At 58.2% G+C, this 25,235-nt stretch carries 15 protein-coding genes, 3 rRNA genes and 3 pseudogenes; 12 read left to right on the forward strand and 9 right to left on the reverse strand.

Going from position 1 to position 25,235, the window contains the following annotated elements; all coding sequences use genetic code 11:
* Nucleotides 1-77: 77 nt before the first annotated feature.
* Both CFB34_RS24060 and CFB34_RS24065 read right to left on the reverse strand, forming a co-directional pair.
* Nucleotides 78-836, reverse strand: coding sequence for an anti-sigma factor (locus CFB34_RS24060; protein ID WP_089438865.1), 759 nt, complete (start codon nucleotides 834-836; stop codon nucleotides 78-80).
* The gene (locus CFB34_RS24065) at nucleotides 833-1,354 is read right to left on the reverse strand and encodes a sigma-70 family RNA polymerase sigma factor (RefSeq protein WP_089438864.1); all 522 of its coding nucleotides are present in this window, start codon (nucleotides 1,352-1,354) and stop codon (nucleotides 833-835) included. The genes CFB34_RS24060 and CFB34_RS24065 overlap by 4 nt, the downstream gene beginning before the upstream one ends.
* Before the next feature lie 156 nt (nucleotides 1,355-1,510).
* Between CFB34_RS24065 and CFB34_RS24070 the strand changes: the two genes are divergently transcribed.
* The 5 genes from CFB34_RS24070 (at nucleotide 1,511) to rrf (ending at nucleotide 8,787) form a co-directional block, all read left to right on the forward strand.
* Nucleotides 1,511-2,605, forward strand: coding sequence for a catalase family peroxidase (locus CFB34_RS24070; protein ID WP_089438863.1), 1,095 nt, complete (start codon nucleotides 1,511-1,513; stop codon nucleotides 2,603-2,605).
* Nucleotides 2,605-3,135, forward strand: a complete 531-nt coding sequence (locus CFB34_RS24075; protein WP_171026769.1) for a cytochrome b — start codon at nucleotides 2,605-2,607, stop codon at nucleotides 3,133-3,135. The genes CFB34_RS24070 and CFB34_RS24075 overlap by 1 nt, the downstream gene beginning before the upstream one ends.
* Before the next feature lie 573 nt (nucleotides 3,136-3,708).
* Nucleotides 3,709-5,241: ribosomal RNA gene (locus CFB34_RS24080) — 16S ribosomal RNA — on the forward strand.
* A gap of 397 nt (nucleotides 5,242-5,638) precedes the next feature.
* Nucleotides 5,639-8,520: ribosomal RNA gene (locus CFB34_RS24085) — 23S ribosomal RNA — on the forward strand.
* A gap of 154 nt (nucleotides 8,521-8,674) precedes the next feature.
* Nucleotides 8,675-8,787, forward strand: a 5S ribosomal RNA gene (rrf, locus tag CFB34_RS24090).
* The 16S, 23S and 5S rRNA genes sit together here, the layout of an rRNA operon.
* A gap of 242 nt (nucleotides 8,788-9,029) precedes the next feature.
* Here rrf and CFB34_RS24095 read toward each other — a convergent pair.
* Nucleotides 9,030-9,362, reverse strand: a complete 333-nt coding sequence (locus CFB34_RS24095; RefSeq protein WP_089438861.1) for a hypothetical protein — start codon at nucleotides 9,360-9,362, stop codon at nucleotides 9,030-9,032.
* Nucleotides 9,363-9,690: 328 nt separating this feature from the next.
* On the opposite strand from CFB34_RS24095, the gene CFB34_RS24100 reads away from it, so the two are divergent.
* Genes CFB34_RS24100 through CFB34_RS24120 form a run of 5 tightly spaced genes read left to right on the forward strand, consistent with a single transcriptional unit; the run spans nucleotide 9,691 to nucleotide 17,560 of the window.
* Nucleotides 9,691-12,081: a type I restriction-modification system subunit M gene (locus CFB34_RS24100; protein ID WP_089438860.1), complete on the forward strand. Its 2,391-nt coding sequence runs from the start codon at nucleotides 9,691-9,693 to the stop codon at nucleotides 12,079-12,081.
* A complete protein-coding gene (locus CFB34_RS24105) occupies nucleotides 12,072-13,331 on the forward strand; it encodes a restriction endonuclease subunit S (protein ID WP_089438859.1) in 1,260 nt (419 codons plus the stop codon). The genes CFB34_RS24100 and CFB34_RS24105 overlap by 10 nt, the downstream gene beginning before the upstream one ends.
* Nucleotides 13,328-16,384 carry an HsdR family type I site-specific deoxyribonuclease gene (locus tag CFB34_RS24110; RefSeq protein ID WP_089438858.1) on the forward strand — a complete coding sequence of 1,019 codons (3,057 nt, stop codon included), beginning with the start codon at nucleotides 13,328-13,330 and terminating at the stop codon, nucleotides 16,382-16,384. The genes CFB34_RS24105 and CFB34_RS24110 overlap by 4 nt, the downstream gene beginning before the upstream one ends.
* Nucleotides 16,374-17,105 (forward strand): SprT family zinc-dependent metalloprotease, encoded by a 732-nt coding sequence (locus CFB34_RS24115; protein WP_089438857.1) that lies wholly within the window; start codon nucleotides 16,374-16,376, stop codon nucleotides 17,103-17,105. Before CFB34_RS24110 ends, CFB34_RS24115 begins: the two co-directional genes overlap by 11 nt.
* A gap of 29 nt (nucleotides 17,106-17,134) precedes the next feature.
* Nucleotides 17,135-17,560: a DUF3293 domain-containing protein gene (locus CFB34_RS24120; protein ID WP_242808699.1), complete on the forward strand. Its 426-nt coding sequence runs from the start codon at nucleotides 17,135-17,137 to the stop codon at nucleotides 17,558-17,560.
* A gap of 327 nt (nucleotides 17,561-17,887) precedes the next feature.
* Here CFB34_RS24120 and CFB34_RS24125 read toward each other — a convergent pair.
* The 4 genes and pseudogenes from CFB34_RS24125 to istB (CFB34_RS24140) form a co-directional block, all read right to left on the reverse strand.
* Nucleotides 17,888-18,433, reverse strand: a pseudogene (locus tag CFB34_RS24125) (IS66 family transposase); the annotation flags it as partial.
* A 10-nt stretch (nucleotides 18,434-18,443) separates the two neighbouring features.
* Nucleotides 18,444-19,433 carry a restriction endonuclease gene (locus CFB34_RS24130; RefSeq protein WP_089438855.1) on the reverse strand — a complete coding sequence of 330 codons (990 nt, stop codon included), beginning with the start codon at nucleotides 19,431-19,433 and terminating at the stop codon, nucleotides 18,444-18,446.
* Between the two features lie 187 nt (nucleotides 19,434-19,620).
* Nucleotides 19,621-20,145 (reverse strand): hypothetical protein, encoded by a 525-nt coding sequence (locus CFB34_RS24135; RefSeq protein WP_218828654.1) that lies wholly within the window; start codon nucleotides 20,143-20,145, stop codon nucleotides 19,621-19,623.
* 117 nt (nucleotides 20,146-20,262) lie between these two features.
* A pseudogene (gene istB / locus CFB34_RS24140) lies at nucleotides 20,263-20,709 on the reverse strand (IS21-like element IS408 family helper ATPase IstB); the annotation flags it as partial.
* Between the two features lie 217 nt (nucleotides 20,710-20,926).
* Here istB (CFB34_RS24140) and istA (CFB34_RS24145) point away from each other — a divergent pair.
* Together istA (CFB34_RS24145) and istB (CFB34_RS24150) are read left to right on the forward strand one after the other, a co-directional pair.
* Nucleotides 20,927-22,438 carry an IS21 family transposase gene (gene istA, locus CFB34_RS24145; protein ID WP_027809980.1) on the forward strand — a complete coding sequence of 504 codons (1,512 nt, stop codon included), beginning with the start codon at nucleotides 20,927-20,929 and terminating at the stop codon, nucleotides 22,436-22,438.
* A gap of 4 nt (nucleotides 22,439-22,442) precedes the next feature.
* A complete protein-coding gene (istB, locus tag CFB34_RS24150; protein ID WP_012213993.1) occupies nucleotides 22,443-23,231 on the forward strand; it encodes an IS21-like element ISBmu1 family helper ATPase IstB in 789 nt (262 codons plus the stop codon).
* An 83-nt stretch (nucleotides 23,232-23,314) separates the two neighbouring features.
* Here the strand turns inward: istB (CFB34_RS24150) and istB (CFB34_RS24155) are convergent.
* A pseudogene (gene istB, locus CFB34_RS24155) lies at nucleotides 23,315-23,626 on the reverse strand (IS21-like element IS408 family helper ATPase IstB); the annotation flags it as partial.
* A 16-nt stretch (nucleotides 23,627-23,642) separates the two neighbouring features.
* The gene (istA, locus tag CFB34_RS24160) at nucleotides 23,643-25,199 is read right to left on the reverse strand and encodes an IS21-like element IS408 family transposase (RefSeq protein ID WP_011875599.1); all 1,557 of its coding nucleotides are present in this window, start codon (nucleotides 25,197-25,199) and stop codon (nucleotides 23,643-23,645) included.
* Nucleotides 25,200-25,235: the final 36 nt, after the last annotated feature.

Below are 25,235 nucleotides of genomic sequence, written 5' to 3' on the forward strand. Positions count from 1 at the left end.
TTCAAGCCCGCCGGGCCGCCCCACGAAAGGCGCTGGCGGCCGCCACCATCCGCCAGCCGGGCGCGCATCCTGCCACTTCAAGTCTGCTGGTCGAGCGCCTGCACGACCGCTTTCTCCGCGAGACTCCCGGCCGGCCCGACCACCGCATAGTTGAGCCCGTTCACCGATCCATATCGCGCGAGCAACGCACCATCCACGCGTTGCCCGGCCGGCAGCAGCCGATGTTTCGATTCCGCCGGCCGCATATAGAAGCTCAGCGTCCTTCCGGCTGCATCCTCATAGAGCACCATCGCAGCCGTGGCGCCGCTGTCCGTCGTGAACAACCGCCCACCGACCGGCCTGAACCCCGCCGCGCTCAAATCCGGCAGCTTCGCCGATGCGCCCACGCCTTTGGTGAGCCATCCCTGCAAATCGTCCGCACCGGTCGGCCGGTAATCGACCTTGGCCGTCCGATCGACCACCATCATCTGGTAAGCCTTGACCGCATCGCTCATCGGCGCGATGGGCGGCGGCGCGTTCCACCCGCGCGCCTGCCAGCCGCCGAACGTCCCGAGCCCGACGCAGAACACGAACGAAGCCGCCATCGCGAACCGCATGCGCGCGCGATCGGCCCGCCGGCCACGAATCGCGGCCGGATCCAGCGCGGGGTTATCCGCCGGCATCCGCACGCTTTCGAGCGCGGCCCGCAACCGCTGCGCATCCTGCTGCCATTGCCTGACCTGTTCCGCGCGCGCCGGATGCAGCGCGAGATAGCGCTCGACCGCGGCACGCGCATCGTCGTCGAGCTGGCCGTCGACATAGGCCTGAAGGTCATGTTCGTTCGGAGGCGTGTTCATTTCTTCATCAATCGCAAGGAAGGAGCAGGAAGTTCACCCTCGCTGAGCTGGCGCAGCGCCTGGCGCGCGCGAGAGAGCCGCGACATCACGGTGCCGATCGGAATGTCGAGCAGGTCGGCGACTTCCTGATAGGTGAAGCCTTCGACCGCGACGAGCAGCAGCAGGCTGCGCTGCTCGTCGGAGAGCCGCCCGAATGCTTCGAGCGTCGCGCGCGCCGCGAATTCGCGTTCGGCGGACGGCCAGTGCGCTTCGTCGTCGTCGCGAATGCGCCCAAGCAGCCACGCATAGCGCTTCGCGCTGCGTTCCCCGTCGAGAAACTGCCGGTACAGGATCGTGAAGAGCCAGCTGCGCAGCGACGCGTCGTCGCGGCGGCTCGACCAGCGCGACAGCGCGCGCTCGAGCGTCGATTGGACGAGATCGTCGGCTGCGTGGACGTCGCGCGCCAGCCAGAGCGCGAAGCGTCGCAGCCTGGGGATGAGTTCGCGCAGTGCGTCGTCGTCGAGGGCGGTGGAGGGCATGGCCGGGCCGGTTGCCGAATGGGTCGAGATGCCACGTAGGACGCCGGTCGGCGCCGCTTATTCCACCAGCATACGAAAAAACTTTTCGTGGAATAAAGCGGCGCGGGTGGCGTCCTACGCGGGTTCGACAATGACCTGACGGTCGGGAGCCTATCTATGGAGCGATCTTCTTCCTCTTCTTCGCCGCAGCGCGAGCCCGGGCGCGGGTGGTGGCGCTGGGCTGCGATCGGCGGCGCGGTGGCCGGCGTGGCCGTGGCGTTCGGGTATGTCGGCGGCTGGCTCGCGCCGGCGCGTCTGACCCCGCACCGGATCGTCGACGCGTTGCAGACGGCCGGCGGCGGCATTCACCCGGGCTACCGGCGCAATCACGCGAAGGGCGTGTGCGTGACCGGTTACTTCGAAGGCAACGGTGCGGCGAGCGCGTATTCGGTCGCGCCGTTCTTCCGGGCGGTGCGCACGCCGGTGGTCGGGCGGTTCGCGTTGCCGGGCGGGAATCCGTATGCGCCCGACAGCAGCGTGCCGATCCGCAGCCTCGCGCTGAAGCTCACCGCGCCTGATGGTGAGCAATGGCGAACCGGGATGAACGCGATGCCCGTGTTTCCGGTCGCGACGCCGCAGGCGTTCTACGCGCAATTGGTGGCGACGCGAGCCGATCCGAAGACGGGCAAGCCCGATCCGGCGAAGGTGAAGGCGTTTTTCGGCGCACACCCGGAGACGGCCGCGTTCCGCGAATGGATAAAAGGTGCGAAGCCGAGCGCGAGCTACGTCACCGAAAGCTATTACGGATTGAACGCGTTCTACTTCGTCGACGCGGCGGGCAAGCGCCACGCGGTGCGGTGGCGTGTCGTGCCGGAGCAGACGGCCGGCACCGGCGACGTCGCAACGGCGGCGGACCCGAACGTGTTGCAGCAGGACGTGACGCAGCGCATCGCGGCCAGTCCGCAGAAGTGGAAGCTGCTGGTCACGCTGGCGGAGCCTGGCGACCCGGTGGACGACGCGACGAAGGTCTGGCCCGCGCAGCGCACGACGATCGATGCGGGCACGCTCGTGCTCGACCACGTGGAGGCGCAGGACAGCGGGCCGTGCCGCGACGTGAATTACGACCCGACGGTGCTGCCGCAGGGGATTCAGGTGTCGGGAGATCCGTTGCTGGCGGCGCGGTCGGCGGCTTACGCGGATTCGTATCTGCGCAGGACGAGTGAAGAGGCCGGGGTGGCGGGCGTGGCGCGATTGAGTGGGGAGGGACGGTGATGAAGGCTTCGACGACGTTTGGCTTGCCGGCGCGGGTGCTGCACTGGGTGATGGCCGCGATGATCATCGCGATGCTGTTCATCGGGGTGGGGATGGTGGCGTCTGTCTCTGAGCGGCATGCGCTTCTGGTGGCGATCCACAAGCCTCTGGGTATTGCCGTGCTCGTGCTGGTTTGCGTGCGGATCGTGGTGCGGGTTCTGTCGAAGCCGCCGGCATTGCCCGAGGATCTGCCGTGGTGGCAGAAGGTTGCCGCGCACGGGTCGCATCTCGTGCTGTATGCGCTGATGCTCGCGATGCCCCTGATCGGGTGGGCGATGCTGTCGGCGGGCGGGTATCCGGTGACGCTGGGTGGCGGTGTGCAGCTGCCGGCGCTGGTGTCGGCGGATCCGGTGACGTTCGCGTGGCTCCGGGTCGCGCACCGGGTGCTGGCGTATCTGTTCTTCGCGACGTTCCTCGCGCACTTTGCCGCGGCGCTGTATCACGGGCTGATTCGACGGGACGGCGTGGTGAGGGCGATGGTGGGGCGGTGAGCGACTGCGGGTTGCGTTCGATGCGGCGAGGCGGTTCACGGGCAACCGGGGCTGCTTCTGCCGTGTCGCTTCTATATGACTAATGGAGCGGTTCAGCGCCTCCGGCACCCCATGTCAAAATAACTTCACAAAAGGGGTTGCGGAGACCGGGGGAGGTGCTTAGAATCACGCCTCTTTCGCGCTAACGGAAACGCAGCGCGGAGAAAGAAGGGAAGCGGTGCTGTTGAAGTCGGTTTTATCGATTCCAGTGCTGACGAAATTAAACCGCAGTCGTCGCAACGAAGTAGTTAAAAAAGTTGTTGACGGATTTAAAAAAACGGTTGATAATCTCGCTTCTCTGCTGCTGAAAACGCAGCGCTGCCGGGAAACACGAAGTTCCTCGCAGAATGCTCTTTAAAAATTAACAGCCGATAAGTGTGGGCGCTTGATGAAAGCGAGCTGATCCTCGGATCAGATAGCGAAAGTATCAAGAGTCTCACACTAAAGTAAGTCAGGTTTATGAAGTAATTCATTTACCTGTCAGCTTTGAGTGAGCGACCGGTTCTTAACCGAACCGAAAACAGTAACAGGTTTAAACTGAAGAGTTTGATCCTGGCTCAGATTGAACGCTGGCGGCATGCCTTACACATGCAAGTCGAACGGCAGCACGGGTGCTTGCACCTGGTGGCGAGTGGCGAACGGGTGAGTAATACATCGGAACATGTCCTGTAGTGGGGGATAGCCCGGCGAAAGCCGGATTAATACCGCATACGATCTACGGATGAAAGCGGGGGACCTTCGGGCCTCGCGCTATAGGGTTGGCCGATGGCTGATTAGCTAGTTGGTGGGGTAAAGGCCTACCAAGGCGACGATCAGTAGCTGGTCTGAGAGGACGACCAGCCACACTGGGACTGAGACACGGCCCAGACTCCTACGGGAGGCAGCAGTGGGGAATTTTGGACAATGGGCGAAAGCCTGATCCAGCAATGCCGCGTGTGTGAAGAAGGCCTTCGGGTTGTAAAGCACTTTTGTCCGGAAAGAAATCCTTGACTCTAATACAGTCGGGGGATGACGGTACCGGAAGAATAAGCACCGGCTAACTACGTGCCAGCAGCCGCGGTAATACGTAGGGTGCGAGCGTTAATCGGAATTACTGGGCGTAAAGCGTGCGCAGGCGGTTTGCTAAGACCGATGTGAAATCCCCGGGCTCAACCTGGGAACTGCATTGGTGACTGGCAGGCTAGAGTATGGCAGAGGGGGGTAGAATTCCACGTGTAGCAGTGAAATGCGTAGAGATGTGGAGGAATACCGATGGCGAAGGCAGCCCCCTGGGCCAATACTGACGCTCATGCACGAAAGCGTGGGGAGCAAACAGGATTAGATACCCTGGTAGTCCACGCCCTAAACGATGTCAACTAGTTGTTGGGGATTCATTTCCTTAGTAACGTAGCTAACGCGTGAAGTTGACCGCCTGGGGAGTACGGTCGCAAGATTAAAACTCAAAGGAATTGACGGGGACCCGCACAAGCGGTGGATGATGTGGATTAATTCGATGCAACGCGAAAAACCTTACCTACCCTTGACATGGTCGGAATCCTGCTGAGAGGTGGGAGTGCTCGAAAGAGAACCGGCGCACAGGTGCTGCATGGCTGTCGTCAGCTCGTGTCGTGAGATGTTGGGTTAAGTCCCGCAACGAGCGCAACCCTTGTCCTTAGTTGCTACGCAAGAGCACTCTAAGGAGACTGCCGGTGACAAACCGGAGGAAGGTGGGGATGACGTCAAGTCCTCATGGCCCTTATGGGTAGGGCTTCACACGTCATACAATGGTCGGAACAGAGGGTTGCCAACCCGCGAGGGGGAGCTAATCCCAGAAAACCGATCGTAGTCCGGATTGCACTCTGCAACTCGAGTGCATGAAGCTGGAATCGCTAGTAATCGCGGATCAGCATGCCGCGGTGAATACGTTCCCGGGTCTTGTACACACCGCCCGTCACACCATGGGAGTGGGTTTTACCAGAAGTGGCTAGTCTAACCGCAAGGAGGACGGTCACCACGGTAGGATTCATGACTGGGGTGAAGTCGTAACAAGGTAGCCGTATCGGAAGGTGCGGCTGGATCACCTCCTTTCCAGAGCTATCTCGCGAAGTTGAGCGCTCACGCTTATCGGCTGTTGATAAAGACAGAAAGACTGTCTGTTAGCGGTTTAATCGGTTATAATGCCGGCCGCTTTCGATAATCATCAATGACAAACATTCGAATGAAGTTTGGTTCGAGTTTTTCTCATTGGCGATTGAGCCAGTCAGAGCGGTACGTAGTACGTATCGGCTGTCGTTCTTTAACAATCTGGAAGAAGCAAGTAATTTGGATAGCGGAAGCGTCTTGAGATGGACGTGAAAACTATCCGGGTTGTGATTGTATCGATGTATCTCAAGATGATTCGAACTCTATGTTCGACTCAATTGGAATACGGCACAACGCGAGAACTCAACCTGTAGCGAACTGTCGCGAGACAGACTCGTTATAGGGTCAAGCGAACAAGTGCATGTGGTGGATGCCTTGGCGATCACAGGCGATGAAGGACGCGGTAGCCTGCGAAAAGCTACGGGGAGCTGGCAAACAAGCTTTGATCCGTAGATGTCCGAATGGGGAAACCCACTCCTTTTGGAGTATCCATGGCTGAATACATAGGCCATGCGAAGCGAACGCGGTGAACTGAAACATCTAAGTAACCGCAGGAAAAGAAATCAACCGAGATTCCCAAAGTAGTGGCGAGCGAAATGGGATGAGCCTTGCACTCTTTATTTGTATTGTTAGCCGAACGCTCTGGAAAGTGCGGCCATAGCAGGTGATAGCCCTGTAGGCGAAAACAGTATGAAAGAACTAGGTGTGCGACAAGTAGGGCGGGACACGTGAAATCCTGTCTGAAGATGGGGGGACCATCCTCCAAGGCTAAATACTCGTGATCGACCGATAGTGAACCAGTACCGTGAGGGAAAGGCGAAAAGAACCCCGGGAGGGGAGTGAAATAGATCCTGAAACCGCATGCATACAAACAGTCGGAGCCTCGAAAGGGGTGACGGCGTACCTTTTGTATAATGGGTCAGCGACTTACGTTCAGTAGCAAGCTTAACCGTATAGGGCAGGCGTAGCGAAAGCGAGTCCGAATAGGGCGTTCAGTTGCTGGGCGTAGACCCGAAACCAAGTGATCTATCCATGGCCAGGATGAAGGTGCGGTAACACGTACTGGAGGTCCGAACCCACTAACGTTGAAAAGTTAGGGGATGAGCTGTGGATAGGGGTGAAAGGCTAAACAAACTTGGAAATAGCTGGTTCTCTCCGAAAACTATTTAGGTAGTGCCTCGTGTCTCACCTTCGGGGGTAGAGCACTGTCATGGTTGGGGGGTCTATTGCAGATTACCCCGCCATAGCAAACTCCGAATACCGAAGAGTGCAATCACGGGAGACAGACATCGGGTGCTAACGTCCGGTGTCAAGAGGGAAACAACCCAGACCGCCAGCTAAGGTCCCCAAATATAGCTAAGTGGGAAACGAAGTGGGAAGGCTAAAACAGTCAGGAGGTTGGCTTAGAAGCAGCCACCCTTTAAAGAAAGCGTAATAGCTCACTGATCGAGTCGTCCTGCGCGGAAGATGTAACGGGGCTAAGCTATATACCGAAGCTGCGGATGCGTGCTTAGCACGCATGGTAGGAGAGCGTTCCGTAAGCCTGCGAAGGTGCGTTGAAAAGCGTGCTGGAGGTATCGGAAGTGCGAATGCTGACATGAGTAGCGATAAAGGGGGTGAAAGGCCCCCTCGCCGTAAGCCCAAGGTTTCCTACGCAACGTTCATCGGCGTAGGGTGAGTCGGCCCCTAAGGCGAGGCAGAAATGCGTAGCTGATGGGAAGCAGGTCAATATTCCTGCACCATTGTTAGATGCGATGGGGGGACGGATCGCGGAAGGTTGTCCGGGTGTTGGAAGTCCCGGTCGCTGCATTGGAGAAGGCGCTTAGGCAAATCCGGGCGCGTAATTCAAGGGTGTGGCGCGAGCTCCCTAGGGAGCGAAGCAATTGGAAGTGGTTCCAAGAAAAGCCTCTAAGCTTCAGTCTAACGATGACCGTACCGCAAACCGACACAGGTGGGCGAGATGAGTATTCTAAGGCGCTTGAGAGAACTCGGGAGAAGGAACTCGGCAAATTGGTACCGTAACTTCGGGATAAGGTACGCCCTTGTAGCTTGACTGGCCTGCGCCAGGAGGGTGAAGGGGTTGCAATAAACTGGTGGCTGCGACTGTTTAATAAAAACACAGCACTCTGCAAACACGAAAGTGGACGTATAGGGTGTGACGCCTGCCCGGTGCCGGAAGATTAAATGATGGGGTGCAAGCTCTTGATTGAAGTCCCGGTAAACGGCGGCCGTAACTATAACGGTCCTAAGGTAGCGAAATTCCTTGTCGGGTAAGTTCCGACCTGCACGAATGGCGTAACGATGGCCACACTGTCTCCTCCCGAGACTCAGCGAAGTTGAAGTGTTTGTGATGATGCAATCTACCCGCGGCTAGACGGAAAGACCCCATGAACCTTTACTGTAGCTTTGCATTGGACTTTGAACCGATCTGTGTAGGATAGGTGGGAGGCTATGAAACCGGAACGCTAGTTTCGGTGGAGCCGTCCTTGAAATACCACCCTGGTTTGTTTGAGGTTCTAACCTTGGCCCGTGATCCGGGTCGGGGACAGTGCATGGTAGGCAGTTTGACTGGGGCGGTCTCCTCCCAAAGCGTAACGGAGGAGTACGAAGGTACGCTAGGTACGGTCGGAAATCGTGCTGATAGTGCAATGGCATAAGCGTGCTTAACTGCGAGACCGACAAGTCGAGCAGGTGCGAAAGCAGGTCATAGTGATCCGGTGGTTCTGTATGGAAGGGCCATCGCTCAACGGATAAAAGGTACTCTGGGGATAACAGGCTGATACCGCCCAAGAGTTCATATCGACGGCGGTGTTTGGCACCTCGATGTCGGCTCATCTCATCCTGGGGCTGTAGCCGGTCCCAAGGGTATGGCTGTTCGCCATTTAAAGAGGTACGTGAGCTGGGTTTAAAACGTCGTGAGACAGTTTGGTCCCTATCTGCCGTGGGCGTTGGATATTTGAAGGGGGCTGCTCCTAGTACGAGAGGACCGGAGTGGACGAACCTCTGGTGTACCGGTTGTCACGCCAGTGGCATCGCCGGGTAGCTATGTTCGGAAGAGATAACCGCTGAAAGCATCTAAGCGGGAAACTCGCCTTAAGATGAGATATCCCTGGGAACTAGATTCCCTTGAAGGGTCGTTCGAGACCAGGACGTTGATAGGTCAGGTGTGTAAGCGCAGTAATGCGTTCAGCTAACTGATACTAATTGCCCGTAAGGCTTGATCCTATAACAAGTCTGCCTTGTAGATCGGCGCCGTGCGCAAGCACCGGCCGCGATCCAAAGCGACAAGTTGGATTCTCGTGTGTGATACACACAACTCAAGATTACTGCTTCTTCCCAGATTGGTTGTGCTGCAAAGCTAGCACAACAACCCTCTTTGCCTGATGACCATAGCGAGTCGGTCCCACCCCTTCCCATCCCGAACAGGACCGTGAAACGACTCTACGCCGATGATAGTGCGGATTCCCGTGTGAAAGTAGGTAATCGTCAGGCTCCCTAAGCCAGGAACCCCCGCCCGAAAGGCGGGGGTTTTTGCATTGGCGGGACGGAAATGCGTGCGGAGCATTCGGCATGGCTGCATGTCGTGCTGCACGCATTGAGCCTCGTAATGCTGCCGGATGCGGAGAGGATGGAACGCAACTTTTCGTCCGTTGTGACGATTGTTGAAGTTACTCGTAGCCCCGCTACGGACCATTTCCGTCAACGCGTGTGCCGAAGTGCTTCACGCCGAGCCATCACCAGGCAGCAGAGCCGCGCAAAGCGGCCAGCGCTGCGTAGTCCTCAGCCTCATCCTCTTCTTGGGCAGCTGCACCATAGGGCTGCTCTCGCCAGTTCAGCGCGCTGTAGTCGGGCGTGATGATGACCCTTCGGGAAGCAAAGCTGAACCGAAGATAGACGCGATCACCCGGCTTGAATCCGAACATCTCGAAATGCGCGTCGATGGCGCGCATCCATGGCATGTACGGTTGGCCATCCTGGGGAAGGTCCGGCTTGTTGCCGAGGGTCAGCTCAACCTCGGGATACTGTTTGAGCTTCTTGGGACGTGACTTACTATAGGCGTTAGCCATCTTCCGACTCCTTGTCCGAGTTGGTGGTGGTCAGCGGGTCGTATGGGTGGCAGCCCATGCGGCCCGCGCTTTTTGAGGTGATGCTGTTTGAGTCTACCTATCTGGGCATCTCGAAATATGGAAAATTCGGGGAGTGGCCAAACGGCCTAGGTGTGGGGGTGTCGCGATCCACTACCGTGCTTTTCGAGTGATGACCTCACGTCTGCCCCCTCCTCCTGTCCTGTCGGCGACACCTGTAAAATCCTCGCAATATCTACGGACGTGGACGGGGTATCGCTAGGTCAACCCATGCCAAGCACCCGCACCTTTATTGACCGAATAACCATTTATGGCAATCAAGAAATCCGAGCTTTACAGTTCCCTCTGGAAAGGGTGCGATGAACTTCGTGGAGGCATGGACGCCTCCCAGTACAAGGACTACGTTCTCGTCCTGTTGTTTGTCAAGTACGTTTCCGACAAATATTCCGGGCGGCCTGATGCTCTACTCGATGTACCGGCCGGCGGGAGCTTCGCCGACATGGTTGCCTTGAAGGGCGACAAGGAGATTGGCGATAAGCTCAACAAGATCATCAGCAGGCTTGCCGAAGCAAACGACCTGAAGGGCGTGATCGATGTCGCCGACTTCAACGATCCCGAGAAGCTCGGCAAAGGCAAGGAGATGGTGGACCGTCTGTCCAACCTCGTTTCGATTTTCGACACCTCCGAGCTAGACTTCCGGGCGAATCGAGCCGAAGGCGACGACATCCTCGGTGACGCATACGAGTATCTGATGCGCCACTTTGCGACGGACTCAGGGAAATCGAAGGGACAGTTCTACACCCCAGCCGAAGTCTCCCGTGTCATGGCGAAGGTGATCGGCATCGGGAGCGCCACGAGTTCGGACCAGACAATCTACGATCCCACATGCGGCTCGGGATCGCTGCTCATCAAGGCTCACGACGAAGCCAAGGGCACCGCTGGAGTTGACCTGACTATCTATGGCCAGGAAATGGACAACGCCACGTCCGCACTAGCCAAGATGAACATGATCCTCCACGATTGCCCGACAGCGGAAATCTGGAAGGATAACTCACTGTCTAGCCCTCACTTCGTCCAGGCCAACGGCCTTCTGAAGACCTTCGACTTCGTCGTCGCCAATCCCCCGTTTTCGACGAAAGCCTGGGGTAACGGATTCGATCCTGCGAACGACCTGTATCACCGATTCGACCTAGGCATTCCGCCGGAGAAAAACGGTGATTATGCCTTTCTGCTGCACATCCTGACCTCGCTCAGAAGCACGGGCAAGGGAGCGGTCATTCTTCCTCACGGTGTTCTCTTTCGGGGCGGCGCTGAAGGTACGATCCGGAAGCAGATCGTCCAGCGAGGCTACATCAAGGGCATCATCGGCCTGCCGGCCAACTTATTTTACGGCACGGGCATCCCGGCATGCATCATCGTCCTCGACAAGGAACATGCTGGCGCACGTAAAGGCATCTTCATGATCGATGCCAGCAAGGGCTACGTAAAGGACGGTAACAAGAATCGTTTGCGCTCCCAGGACATTCACAAGATTGTCGATGCGTTCAACAGGCAAACGGAGATACCGAAGTTCTCCCGCCTTGTGCCCGTTTCAGAAATCGCTGACAACGACTTCAACCTGAACATCCCAAGGTATATCGACAGTTCCGAGCCGGAGGATTTGCAGGACATCGCGGCTCACCTGCTCGGCGGCATTCCGAACCACGACATTGACGACCTCGCCCGCTACTGGGACGTACTGCCAAACCTTCGCTCTGCTCTGTTTGGCTCTGGAAATCGTCCGGGCTATAGTGAACTGATGGTTCCGGCGAGCGACATCAAGGCAACGATTTTCGGCCATGCAGAGTTCGACGCATTCATGGAAACAGTGCATACCCACTTCGATGAATGGAAGGAAGGAAACCACTCGCTTCTCACCGGCATCGAGATTGGCGACCATCCCAAGGCGTTAGTCGAGACAGTCTCCGAGAGCTTGCTCGAAACCTTCAAGGCGGTGCCACTTCTCGATGCCTACGACGTCTACCAGCACCTGATGACGTATTGGGTTGAAACGATGCAGGACGATGTGTACATGCTGGCTCATGACGGGTGGACTGCGCTGGCCGACGGCAAGCCGAACACGGATCTGATTCCGACATCGCTTATCGTTGCCCGCTACTTCGCTGACGAGGCGAAGGCCATCGAGCAGCTCGAAGCCGAGCGTGATTCGATCACCCGCCAAATGGAAGAACTCGACGAAGAGCATGGCGGTGAAGACGGGTTGCTGGCCGAAGCCAAGACCGAAAAGGGCAAGCTGACGAAGGTCAGCGTGAAGGCTCGCCTATCCGACATCAAGAAGGATCCTGACGCTACCGGCGAACGAAAGCTCCTGAACGAATACCTCGAATTGATCGAGCAGGAAACGGCGGCGAACAGGAAGGTGAAGGACGCGCAGAAGGCTCTGGATGGCAAGGTCACGGGCCAGTACGGCAAGCTCGCTGAAGCGGAAATCAAAACACTGGTCGTTGATGACAAATGGCTGACTACTCTTGCCGCAGACGTCCAGACCGAACTTGATCGTGTGTCGCAGGCACTGACGGGACGTATTAAGGAGTTGGCCGACCGTTACACAACACCATTGCCGAAGCTTACCGCCGAGATTGATGCCCTCGCTGCTCGTGTCGATGAACACCTGAAGAAGATGGGGTTCGCATGGAACTGAAGCCCGGCTATAAGCGGACCGAGGTGGGGGTAATTCCGGAAGATTGGCAGGATATCCGACTTGGTGATATCGCTGTGATCAGTTCCGGTGGAACTCCAAGCAGACAAAATCCTGCATACTGGAACGGCACTATTCCGTGGATTACGACGTCCGAAATTGATTTCTCTGTTATAAATCAAGCAAATCAGTTCATAACAGAGGCTGGACTCAGAAATTCAGCAGCCAAGCTGTTTCCTCCCGGAACGTTGCTCATGGCCTTGTATGGCCAAGGAAAAACTCGTGGCAAGACGGCGATCCTAGGAATCGAGGCCGCTACAAATCAAGCGTGTGCATCCATCGAAATTAATCAGAAAGTCGATAAGGACTACCTCTTTCACCTGCTGTCTAGCAAGTATGAATTTATTCGGACTTTAAGCAATACAGGAAATCAAGAAAATCTTAACGGAAATATCGTCAGAAATATCTCCGTAGCAGCTCCTCCTCTGAGCGAGCAGCAAGCGATCGCCACTACCCTTTCCGACATCAATGCTCTTATCTCGTCACTAGACCAACTTATCACTAAAAAGCGTGATATTAAGCAGGCCACCATGCAGCAATTGCTGACGGGAAAGCAACGCTTACCGGGGTTTATCGGAAAACGGAAGAAAATGGCTTTAAGCGAGATTGGCGAGTGCATCAGAGGTGTCAGCTACCGAGGCGACTCGGATCTAGCAGCCTATGACATGGAATGGACAAAGAGACTTCTGCGAGCCAACAATGTGCAGCGTAGTGCAGTGGTATTCGAAGACATGCAGTATGTCAATGCTGAGAGGGTAGCTCCGCAGCAAATGTTGCAATTCGGAGATATTCTCATTTGCATGGCAAACGGGAGCAAGGCCCTAGTCGGCAAGGCCGCCCGGTTTTCTCTTAAAAAAAACGACCACTATACGTTCGGCGCATTCATGGGTTGTTTTCGCACACGCCAAGCAACCGCAGACAGCCTTTTTGTATCGCTGCTCTTCCAGTCTCACGAGTACCGAATTCAAATTGGCAATCTTCTTGCGGGATCGAGTATAAATAATTTAACGCCAAAATCGATCGAATCGTTAGAATTCGTCTTTCCAGAACGCTCGGAACAAGCTGCCATTGCCTCGGTCCTCTCCGACATGGACACTGAAATTGCCGCACTCGAACACAAGCGGGACAAGACCCGTGCCCTCAAGCAAGGGATGACGCAAGAACTGTTGACTGGGAGAATCCGTCTCGTATGAGCACTGTCGGCCAAAAAGAGAAGAAGACGCAGGAGCGTGTCGTCAAGCTGTTTCGGGACACGCTGGGGTACGAGTACCTGGGCAATTGGATCGACCGTGTCGGGAACCGGAACGTCGACCACGAGCTGCTGAGCAGTTTCCTCACGCGACAGGGCTACGACGATGCCCTCATCACCCGGGCCATACATCTTCTCGATAAGGCCGCAGGCGACCAAAGCAAGAGCATCTACGACCGGAACAAGGCTGTATACGAGATGCTTCGCTACGGCATTTACGTCAAGCCGGAAATTGGCGAGCAAGTGCAGACTGTCTGGCTGATTGACTGGAAGCACCCCCTCAGCAACGATTTTGGTATTGCAGAGGAAGTGACAGTTAACGGTGCTGATCCGAAAGCCAACACGAAGCGCCCTGACATCGTTCTCTATGTGAACGGTATCGCTCTAGGAGTGCTCGAACTGAAGCGCTCCACCGTCTCAGTCTCACAAGGCATCCGGCAGAACCTCGACAACCAGAAGAAAGTGTTCATTCAGCACTTCTTTTCGACCATGCAATTCGTCATGGCGGCCAACGATACCGAGGGACTTCGCTACGGCACCATCGAAACGCAGGAGAAGTACTACCTTACGTGGAAGGAAGATAGCCCGATCGAGAATCTGCTGGATCGCCACGTCACCCAGGTCTGCAGCAAGGCTCGCTTGCTTGAACTGATCCACGATTTCATCGTGTACGACGCTGGCATCAAGAAGCTCTGCCGCCAGAACCAGTACTTCGGCGTCAAGGCCGCACAGAACCACGTGAGACGCCGGGAAGGCGGCATTATCTGGCACACACAGGGTTCTGGTAAGAGCCTCACGATGGTCTGGTTGACGAAGTGGATTCGGGAGAACGTCAAGGATGCCCGTGTCCTCATCATTACAGACCGGACCGAGCTAGACGAGCAAATCGAAAAGGTCTTCAAGGGCGTCAACGAGGAAATCTATCGCACGAAGAGCGGCGGCGATCTGATCACCAAGCTCAACGCCACGACGCCGTGGCTGCTCTGTTCGCTAATCCACAAGTTCGGCGGCAAAGACGACAGCGAAGAGTTCGGCGATGTTGCGGGCTACGTCGAGGAAATGAAGCGAGCGCTTCCGGCCGACTTCCGGGCCAAGGGCGACATCTACGTTTTCGTCGATGAGTGCCACCGCACCCAATCCGGCGAGCTGCACAAGGCGATGAAAGCAATCCTGCCGAATGCGATGTTCATTGGCTTTACCGGTACGCCGCTGCTCAAGGCTGACAAGGCAACGAGCCTCGAAGTTTTCGGCTCGTACATCCACACCTATAAGTTCGACGAGGCTGTTCGTGACGGCGTGGTGCTTGATCTGCGCTACGAGGCCCGTGACGTCGATCAGCACATCACCTCGCCAAAGAAGATCGACCAGTGGTTTGAATCGAAGACCAAGGAGCTGACCGACCTCGCCAAGGCCCAGCTCAAGCAGAAATGGGGGACCATGCAGCGAGTCCTTTCCAGCCAGTCTCGGTTGGAGAAGATCGTCGCCGACATCCTGCTCGACATGGCAACCAAGGATCGGTTGATGAGCGGTCACGGCAACGCCATGCTCGTATCCGGAAGCATCTATCAGGCCTGCAAATACTACGAGCTATTCAGCAAGACCGACCTCGCAGGCAAGTGTGCAATCGTCACTAGCTATCGGCCAGCTACTGCGGATATCAAGGGTGAAAGCGCGGAAGGGCTCACGGAAAAACTGAGCCAGTACGAGATCTACACGAAGATGCTCAACGGCCAAGATGCGGAGTCGTTCGAAAAGGATGTCAAGAAAAAGTTCATCGACGAGCCCGGACAGATGAAGCTGTTGATTGTCGTTGACAAGCTACTGACCGGCTTCGATGCCCCCTCCGCGACGTACCTGTACATCGACAAGCAGATGCGTGATCACGGACTGTTCCAGGCGATCTGTCGAGTGAACCGACTCGATGGCGACGACAAGGAATACGGGTATGTCATCGACTACAAGGACCTGTTCAAGAGCATCGGTAGCGCTGTCCACGACTACACCTCGGGAGCGCTCGACGGTTACGACAAGGACGACGTAGCCGGCCTGCTGGAAGATCGTTTGGCCAAGGCCAGGGAACATCTCGAAGAAGCGCGTGAAGCCATCAAGGCTCTTTGCGAACCCGTCGAGACGCCAAAGAACACGGCAGCGTATCTCCGGTATTTCTGCGCCAAGGATTCCGGTGACGCTGCGCAGTTGAAAGAGAACGAGCCGAAGCGCCTCGCATTGTACAAATTTGCAGCGGCGTTCATTCGTGCCTATGCGGCCCTGGCCAACGACTTCGAGGAAGCGGGCTATTCATCCGCAGAAATCGATCGCCTGAAGGAAGAAACCAGCCACTTCGAAAAGGTTCGCAACGAGGTCAAACTCGCCAGCGGCGACTATATTGATCTGAAGATGTACGAACCGGCCATGCGCCATCTGATTGACACGTACATCCGAGCTGACGACAGCGAGACGATTTCCGCATTCGATGACACGTCCTTGATCCAGCTTATCGTTGAGCGTGGCGTCGGGGCGGTAGACAAGCTTCCCAAAGGGATTCGTGAGAACAAGGATGCGGTAGCAGAGACGATTGAGAACAACGTCCGCAAGCTCATCATCGACGAGCAGCCGATCAATCCCAAGTACTACGAGAAGATGTCCGAGCTTCTTGACGCTTTGATCGAGAAGCGAAAGGCTGATGCCGTCGCCTACGAAGAGTACCTTGCCGAACTCGTCAAGCTGGCAAAGCAGGCACAAAGTCCATCGTCGGGCTCGACCTACCCTGCGTCGCTGAAATCCGTCGAACAGAAGGCGTTGTACGACAACCTCGACAAGAACGAGAATCTCGCGGTGAGCGTCGATCATGCGATCCTGGTTGCTCGTCAGGATGACTGGCGCAGCAATATCATGAAGACTCGGAAGATCCGCAATGCGATCAAATCAGTCCTGGGCGAAGACGACGCCCGAGTTGATGCAATTCTCGATCTTGTGAAGAGCCAGCATGGTTACTGAGGTTCACCACTACATCACGGTGAGCGGGCTGTCGGTCGAAATCGTCCGGAAGTCGATCAAGAACCTCCACCTCGGAGTCTATCCGCCGAATGGACGAGTGCGTGTGGCTGCTCCGTTCACGGTCAGCGACGACGCCATTCGCTTGGCGGTAATCGGCAAGCTGGGATGGATCCGCAGGCAGCGAGAGAAATTCGAGGCTCAACCTCGTCAATCGAAGCGAGAAATGGTCAGTGGCGAGAGCCATTACTTCCAGGGGCGACGCTACCGAATCAGAGTCGTGTTTCACGACGGACCCGCAACGATCGTGCTGCGCAACAAAACCACGATGGAACTCAAGGTCCGGCCAGGAATGAGCGCCGAGCAGCGCCTGAAGGTCGTCGAGCGCTGGTATCGAGAACAACTGAAGGCGATGATCCCCCCTATGCTTGAGAAGTGGCAGTCGCTACTTGACATCAAGGTTGCTGATTGGGGCGTCAAGAAGATGAAAACCAAGTGGGGTAGTTGCAGTATCGATGCCGGTCGCATTTGGCTGAATCTTGAGCTGGCGAAAAAACCAGCCCAGTGCCTTGAATACATCGTCGTCCATGAATTGGTTCATTTGACGGAACGACACCACAACGATCGTTTCATGGCGTTAATGGACCATCATCTGCCCCATTGGCGCACCTACCGTGAAGAATTGAATCAAGCACCACTGGCACACGAAGACTGGCCTCATTGAACAGACTAGAAAGCAATCGGGAAGCGCTTGTGACCACACATTCGAACATCGACCCAGCCGCGATCCAAGCCTATCGTGAAACCTTATACTGCGTGGAAGGTGAATGGTCCATGACGCTGCGTGTCGGTCAGCGGAGCAAGGCGCTCGCTGCGCTACACGAAGCAGCAGGCGTCAAATCGAGCGCCTTTCTGACGGCATGGAATCCATACAGCCGAAAGTGCGACGACGAGACCAACGCTGAGCGCCAAAAGAAGCTGACCAATGAACTAACAGCGCTCGGCCTGCCCTACTTCGACGGCGTCGGGCGGCACCCATCCAGCGACTGGGCTGAGCCGAGCCTTTTAGTGTCAGGGATCTCGGTTGAAGCGGCGAAACGGCTTGGCATGCAGTACGAGCAGAATGCCATCATCTGGTGCGGAGCGGACGCTGTGCCGATGTTGGTTTTGCTGAGATAAGTAATCTGCGACATTCCGGAGCGAAAGCATCACCCCAACAGCCTGGATGTAGGATGCAACCAAAATCGGAATCGGGTAAGACGGAGATCGGCATATGGCCCAGGACAATCCGTATGAGCATGTAGTTGTAGAAAGCTTTGTGCCAGAGCAGCGGTCCGGACTTCGTGGCAAGGTTCACATTCGTCCAGTCGCAGGCGGTCGGTATCCGGTCACCCTGCACGTCGAGTGTTCAAAGAAGCTCTCTAGAGATTCCCCTGTCGGGACCAAGTTCAAGCTGTGGGCTAAGTTGACCGTAAGCGGCTAGCCAACGCGTCTTGACGAGCGAGTTTAGGCGGCGTTCGAGTATGGCTGCCAGCGATGCGGCAGCAGCGCGTCGATGTCGCTGGCCTTGTGGGTCGGCAAGCGTGTGAGGACGTCCTTCAGATAGGCGAGCGGATCGAGCCCGTTCAGTTGCGCCGATCGAATCAAGCTCATGATGGCGGCCGCGCGCTGACCCGCACGCAGTGATCCGGCGAACAACCAATTGGACCGACCGACTGCCCACGGTCGGATCTGGTTTTCGACCCAGTTGTTGTCGATCGGCACATTCCCGTCATCGAGATAGCGCGTGAGTGCGTCCCATCGTTTCAGGCTGTAGTCCAGCGCTTTCGCAATCGCCGAGCCCTCGGCAACGAGTTTGCGCTGCGCCATCAGCCATTCATAAAGGGCGTCGCACACCGGCTTGGCCCGGCGCTGGCGAAGCCGCTGCCGTTCGTCGGCATCCAGTGCCGCAGCCTCGCGTTCGATGTCGTAGAGCGCGGTAAAGAACGACAGGGCCTGCTCGGTAATCTGGCTGCTGTGATTGGCATGCAATTCAAAGAACTTGCGTCGGGCAAGCCATTAATTAAGCTGGCCAGTAGAGCCGTTTCAGCGGAATGATGCGTTTCGTCTCCGCATCCGTCTTGTCGTAATGCTCGATAAGGGCGCGGACAACATGATCGAGCGTCCACAACGCCAACGGGATTGAGGCGCGGTCGGCCTCGTATTGCGCGTCTTTGCTGAAACCACCCGTACTGACATAGAGACCGCGATCATCCTTGTGCCGGCCTCCGAGAAAGCTCCGGATGTCCTGGCTTCCCATCTGTTCGCGTCGATGTTTGACTTCTACGACGATGCGCGGATGTTCAAAACCGAAGCCGTCAGGCGACGCAACGATATCCTTTCCTCGATCAGAGCCAGGTGGGGAGATCTGGGTTTTGTAGTTCATCGCGCGTAGGATGCCGGCAACCAACTGCTGCATCTCGTCCCAGTCGAGTTCGTTCACGCGATCCTTGATACGTTCCAGTGCTTGCGACTCGACATCGGCTAACGGATCTGCAATTTCCTCATCGTCTTCGTCTTCCGGGACAGTTGTGTTTCCTCCCAACGCAGCCAACACATCGGCCATAGCGCTTGAGGGAACCTCGAAGACAGTCAAGGTTGCGCCAAGGCTGTTCTTGGTCGAGGTTCCCAGTTTGTCGCGCGACAGTTCCTGAGACTGCCACTGTACCTCTCGAGCCAGAGGCATGTTTTGCTCCGCCCAGTCCGGATGGTGTTCAGCAGGCCCTGTAACCGTGCCAACCAGATAGGTGCGGTTGGCCGGTGAATAGGTGACGATCCAGTCGTTCTTTTGAATTTCGTTGACGAACCGCCATACCTGGGATGCACCTGAGACGACTGTCCCGTGCTTTGCTTGCGGCTCGGCCGATTTATACCGATCAATCAGCTGTTTGCGATCAATCCCCGGTTTGGCGTGTGCGGCCAGCTGGTTCCAGCCGATGGCTGCTACGCCGCGCTCACGAAACGCATCGTAGAGGCTTCCGCCCTCACCGCGCACCATCCACATACGGGCCATGTTTCCCTCTTTTTGCCATCTATTATCAAATCGGACCCCAATAATAGCAGGAGGCGCTTCTATTCGAGTTCGGCTGCGGTGCCCGCTGCAACGCCCCCTCTCTGCTATCTCTCTGCAAATTTGGGTGATGGTAAGCTTTTAAGTCATTGATTTGTATGGGTTGTTTGGGGCGGCTCTCTGCGGAGCTCTAATTTTTCTCGGCATGTCTCTCTGCAAGCTGCCAGCACGGTGCCGCGTCCGATCCCGTATTCACGATCACACCGCGGCGACGGAGCTTTGTGATCAGGTTGCTGACCTTGTTGTACTTCTGCTTGTCCGTTAGAGCATCACTAAGTTTGTCGAGCAGCAACTTGTTGATCTCGGTGCGGTTTGCTTCGTCAAACTTTCTGAGGTAGTCGGTCAGCAGCTTCGCATAGAACTCATCGTCTTGCGCACGCGTGCGGATGTAGTCGGCCTTGTTCGCCGTCGCTTCAGCCACAGCTGCAGACACGTAGTAGTTCGGCTTGCGTCCTTCGATAAGTTTCATGCGCTTCAAGCGTGCCACCGCATCGTCGGGAATGGGGAGCTTCTTCTGTATGCGATCCAGTGCCAACACGTCCGCCAGTGGCAGATCGGTCTGCTGGATCAATAAGCGACTGTATGCTGGGTCGACTACACCACCATAGATCGTCAGCTTCACTGCACCGGCCTCGTCCAGATCGTAGTCCGGCATCGGGAAATAACGCCGAGCCTGCGGATTTCGGCGATGGTGATCAATCGTTTCGGCGAACGTGATCAGTCTGGAAGGTGGTGTTGCGCGGTCAATGGATTATAGCGACGGTGATCACGATCAGGCGTCAGCGGACTCGGATTTCGTTTTCTTTCTCATCGAATCGCCCTTGACCGGAAGCTTGTGGGCCTGATGCACGAGCCGATCGAGAATCGCATCGGCGAGCGTGGGGTCCTGCAGCCACGCGTGCCAGTGTTCGAGCGGCAACTGGCTGGTGATCACAGTCGAGCGCGTACCGACACGATCATCAAGTACCTCAAGCAGATCATTGCGCGCCGCCTGGTCGAGATCCTGCAAGCCCCAATCGTCGAGGATCAGCACATCAATCTTCGCGAGTTGCGCAAGCCGACGTGTGAAGCTGCCGTCGCCGTGCGCGATTTTCAGCTCTTCGAACAGCCGCGCGACGCGCACATAGAACACGGAGAAGCCCTGCCGGCACGCCTGCTGGCCGAACGCGCAAGCGAGCCACGTCTTGCCCGCGCCGGTGGGGCCGGTCAGGATCAGGTGTCACGGGGCGGCGCTATGGAGCCAATGCGGGGTCGGCATAAGGGCGCCACTTGAGGGGCGGCACATAGGCGCCAGTCCAAGGGCGGCGTAATGGCGCCACGTTAGGGGCGGCGCATAGGCGCCAGCAGCATCAGGGCGAGAACGCGGTTCGAACTTTCCGAGTCGGTACGCTCCGTTCTTTTTGAACGGAGCGTCCATGGCCAACAGGAGGTTCGAATTGTTTGAATACCGCCAAGTCCTTGTCCGCATGCGGCAAGGCGATTCTGACCGCGACATCGCGCGCGGCGGTTTGATGGGGCGCAAGAAGCTGACGACCGTGCGCCGCGAGGCTGAAGCGCGTAGTTGGCTGGATCCGGTGCAGCCGCTGCCGGACGACGCTACGATCGCGGGTGTCTTCGGGCGCACGCCGCACCTGCCGCACACCTGTGTGTCGACGGTTGAGCCATATCGCGAACAGGTCCGCGAATGGCTTGCCGCCGGCGTTCAGGGCACCACGATCCATGCCGCCCTTCAACGCAATCATGGCTACGCCGGCAGCTATTGTGCCGTGAAGCGCATGCTGCGCCATCTGGCTGCCGAGCGCAGCGTGGCCACCACAACGATCCTCGACTTCGCACCGGCCGACGCCGCGCAGGTCGACTTCGGCGCGGGACCCGTGCTGACGGTCGAGGGCATTGCGGTCCGGACGTGGATCTTCGTGATGACGTTGTGCTGGTCGCGCCACCAGTATGCCGAGATCGTGCTGGACCAGACCGTCGAGACGTGGCTCGCCAGCCACCGGCGCGCCTTCGAATGGTTCGGCGGCTGTCCCGACCGGGTCATCATCGATAACGCGAAGTGCGCGATCATCCGGGCGTGTCGATACGAGCCGGCGGTGCAACGCTCGTACGCCGCGCTTGCCGAGGGATATGGATTCCGGATCGACGCCTGTCCGCCGCACGATCCCCAGAAGAAGGGCGTCGTCGAATCGGGCGTCAAATACGTCAAGAAGTCCTTCGTGCCGCTGCGCGAGTTCCGGGATCTGGCCGACGCCAACCGGCAACTGCGCGAATGGGTGATGCAGCAGGCCGGCACTCGTATCCACGGCACCGTCCACGAACGGCCGCTGACGCGCTTCGGCGTCGAGCGCCCGTTGCTCGCTGCATTGCCGGACGTGCCGCCGGTACTGTCGGTCTGGAAGGAGGTGGCGGTCCATCGCGACGGCCACGTCGTCTACAAGCACGCGCTGTACTCTGCACCGTTCACGCTCGTCGGCAAGTCGCTCTGGCTGAAGGCGACCGATACGGTCATCCAGCTGTTCCATCGGCATGAACTCGTCGCAACCCATCCGCGGCAGCGGGCCGGCGGTCGCCACACGGTGCGAGATCACCAGCCGCCCGAAGCGCAGGCCTGGCTCGAGCACGATCCGCAGTGGTGTCTGGCGCGCGCGAAGGAGATCGGGCCGTCGTGCCACGGCGTGATCCTCGCGCTGTTCAACGACAAGGTGCTCGTCAACCTGCGCGGCGCGCAGGGGATCATCCGGCTGCGACAGAAAGTCGGCGATCAGAGGCTGGAAGCAGCCTGCGAGCGTGCGCTCGCGTTCAGCAGCGCGAAGTACAGCACCATCAAGGGCATCCTCGACAAAGGCCTGGACAGCGAACCGGTGCCGCGTCCCGCGTCGGCCCCGACTGGCGCTTACCAGAACGGCGGCCGCTTCGGCCGTGATCTCCAATCCCTGCTGATCCACTGACACCATGAACCCGAGTCCCGAATTGAATTCCATCCTCAAACAGCTGCGCCTGTCCGGCATCCTCGACTCGCTTGAGCAGCGCAACCGTCAGGCGATCGACGGGCAGCTCGCCTATACCGAGTTCCTTGCCATGCTGCTGCACGACGAGGTTGCCCGTCGCGAACACAAGAAGCTCGGCACCCGTCTGCTGCGCGCCGGCTTCGCGATGGGCAAGACGCTCGAGACGTTCGACTTCGACCGGCTGCCTACGTTGAACCGCTCACACGTTCATGATCTCGCGACAGGCCGGTATCTCGACGAGAAGGTCGCGATCCTGATCGCCGGTCCAACCGGCACCGGCAAAAGCCACTTGGCCCAGGCGCTGGGCCACTGCGCCGCCCGCCAAGGCCGCGATGTGCTGTTCATCTCGCAGACCGAGCTGCTCAAGCGATTGAACGCCGCGCGCGCCACCGGCGCCTATGACCGCAAGTTCCAGCAGTACGCCCGGGTGCCGCTGCTGATCGTCGATGACTTCGCGCTCAAACCGCTACGTACCCCGCAGGACGAGGACTTCCACGATCTCGTCGCGGCCCGCTACGAGCACGCGGCGACCATCCTGACGTCGAATCTCGACTTCGGTGAATGGGGCGCCGCGTTCCCCGACAACCGCATCCTCGGCACCGCCACACTCGACCGACTACGCCACGGCGCCTACCGGCTCGTCCTCGAGGGCGACAGTTACCGCACCCCGAAACCGATGCCAGATCCCCCTCAAAATGCAGTTGCCAAAAACGGCAAAAAACCGCAACCTTGAAACCGTTCGAATCCGCGTTTTACCCCCGGTTCTGCTGGCGCCATTACGCCGCCCATCCCCGGCTCCTTTACGCCGCCCCGCGACATCAGGTTCTGAGCATTGCGCACCCAGTCGCAGCCGGCGAGCGTGGCGACGATGCGCTGGTCCAGCCCACGGGTTTGCCGGTATTCAATGTCTTCGACGCAGGCCTGTGGGTTCTTGAGCTTCGCGGCGCGCAGCAAACGTTCGAGTCGTCGCGTATCACGCCAGGCCAGCTCGCGATCTACGAGCATGCCCACGCGTTCCTCGAATGACAGGCTGGTGCTTGCCGTGAGCGTTGACTGCTCCTCGAACGCGCGAGCCATGCCGTCCAGTTTGAGCGCCTTTAGCTGGGTAAGGGTGTGCTGCATCAACATCGTGACCTCCTTCGGGTCAGTGGTAGTAGTCGGGGCCGCGCACGTTCTCGTGCTCGGGCGAGCGCCATTCGGCGGGCGTGGTCGGGAGCGAGGGCTGCAGGTCAAGTCCCGCTTCCAGGATTGACAGCACGGAGCGACGCGTGGGCGAGCCGATCTTCAATGCACGCTGGCATGCGGCCTCGAGGCGGTGTTTGCCGTACTTGCGCGCGAGCGAGAGAAGACCGAGACAGGCGCGATAGCCCATCTCGGGGTGAGGTTTGTTGGTCAGCAGATGCCGCACGACAGCCTCGGCGCCGGGGCCGACGGATGCGCCCCAGTTGAGCAGGCGCCCAGGCGTCCATTCCATGTGCGCGCGATGCGCAGCCGGCATGTGTTCGGCGATGGTCGTGTGTTTGCCTTTGAGGCGCGAGCGAGCGTGCGCAGCGACACGCTTGCCGCCATGCAGGATCTCTACGCCGTGGCGTGTGATACGCGCCCAGACCTCCTGCCGTGCGAGGCTATGCGGGACGCTGTAATAGTGGCCGCCGACATCGACGTGGTAATCGATGTTCACACGGCACTTCTGGAAGGTGGCGATCTCGTAGCGACGCACGGGCAACGGGCGCAGGACGGGTTGGTCCAGCCGTTCGAACCATTCACGCCGGTTGCCTTCGAGCCGCTTGAACGGGCGCTGGTTTAGGTCGGCGATCAGTTCTGCAATCGCCTTGTTGAGTTCAGCCAGACTGTAGAAGCGATAGTGGCGCAGTCGGGCCAGCACCCAGCGCTCGACGATCTGCACGCCGACTTCGACCTTGGCCTTGTCCTGCGGTTTGCGCGGACGCGCCGGCAGCATCGCGGTGCCGTAGTGGTTCACGAAGTCCTGCGTGGTCGTGCCGAGTCCGGGTTCGTAACGGTCGGGTCGCGCGATCAGCGCCTTCGGGTTGTCGGGCACGAGCAGCTCGGGCACGCCGCCAATGAACTCTAGCGCATCGCACAGGCTGCCGATCCAGTCCGCCATCGTCTCGGTGCGCGTCGCGCACGCGAACGTGTAGTTGGATGCGCCGAGCACGGCAACGAACACGTGCGCCTCGAACTCGACGCCGCCATCGCTCGCCAGGACCGGCACGGTGGGACCCGCGAAGTCCGCGAACAGCTTCTCGCCGGCGCGGTGCTGCTGACGCATCGAGCGCTTGATCGACTTCGCCCAGTCCTTGTACTTCTGGCAGAACTGCGTGTAGCGGTACGTCCGCTGGCCGGGGTTCGCTTCAGCGTATTCTTCCCACAGCAGTTGCAGCGTCACGCCCTTGCGGCGCAGCTCGCGATGCAATGCCGTGTAGTCGGGCTCGATGCGTCGCGTCGTCGTCGCCGCGGCATTGGTTGCCGCAGGCCTCAGGCGCGCGTCCAGTTCGTCGTCGGACATTGCTTCGGCTGCCGCCCAATCGAGTCCCGCCTGGCTGGCTTGGGCCGCGAACTTCGAGACGGCACCGACGCTGATGCCGATAGCCCGGCTGATCTGCCGATGCGTCAGGCCACACGCCCACTTTAGTCGCAGGACTTCCTTCAATTTGCGCATGCTCATCCGAGGTGTCGGCATCGGCACTTCTCCCGCAAAAAAGGGAGCAGGCTAACG

Origin of the sequence: Burkholderia sp. HI4860 (assembly GCF_002223045.2) — a bacterium.
Classification (GTDB): Bacteria; Pseudomonadota; Gammaproteobacteria; order Burkholderiales; family Burkholderiaceae; genus Burkholderia.

Bases quoted from the DNA above. Each gene is read 5' to 3' on its own strand.
- CFB34_RS24060 (WP_089438865.1), bottom strand. From the start codon at position 836: ATGAACACGCCTCCGAACGAACATGACCTTCAGGCCTATGTCGACGGC.
- CFB34_RS24065 (WP_089438864.1), bottom strand. From the start codon at position 1,354: ATGCCCTCCACCGCCCTCGACGACGACGCACTGCGCGAACTCATCCCC.
- CFB34_RS24070 (WP_089438863.1), top strand. From the start codon at position 1,511: ATGGAGCGATCTTCTTCCTCTTCTTCGCCGCAGCGCGAGCCCGGGCGC.
- CFB34_RS24075 (WP_171026769.1), top strand. From the start codon at position 2,605: ATGAAGGCTTCGACGACGTTTGGCTTGCCGGCGCGGGTGCTGCACTGG.
- CFB34_RS24095 (WP_089438861.1), bottom strand. From the start codon at position 9,362: ATGGCTAACGCCTATAGTAAGTCACGTCCCAAGAAGCTCAAACAGTAT.
- CFB34_RS24100 (WP_089438860.1), top strand. From the start codon at position 9,691: ATGGCAATCAAGAAATCCGAGCTTTACAGTTCCCTCTGGAAAGGGTGC.
- CFB34_RS24105 (WP_089438859.1), top strand. From the start codon at position 12,072: ATGGAACTGAAGCCCGGCTATAAGCGGACCGAGGTGGGGGTAATTCCG.
- CFB34_RS24110 (WP_089438858.1), top strand. From the start codon at position 13,328: ATGAGCACTGTCGGCCAAAAAGAGAAGAAGACGCAGGAGCGTGTCGTC.
- CFB34_RS24115 (WP_089438857.1), top strand. From the start codon at position 16,374: ATGGTTACTGAGGTTCACCACTACATCACGGTGAGCGGGCTGTCGGTC.
- CFB34_RS24130 (WP_089438855.1), bottom strand. From the start codon at position 19,433: ATGGCCCGTATGTGGATGGTGCGCGGTGAGGGCGGAAGCCTCTACGAT.
- CFB34_RS24135 (WP_218828654.1), bottom strand. From the start codon at position 20,145: ATGCCGGACTACGATCTGGACGAGGCCGGTGCAGTGAAGCTGACGATC.
- istB (WP_012213993.1), top strand. From the start codon at position 22,443: ATGAACCCGAGTCCCGAATTGAATTCCATCCTCAAACAGCTGCGCCTG.
- istA (WP_011875599.1), bottom strand. From the start codon at position 25,199: ATGCCGACACCTCGGATGAGCATGCGCAAATTGAAGGAAGTCCTGCGA.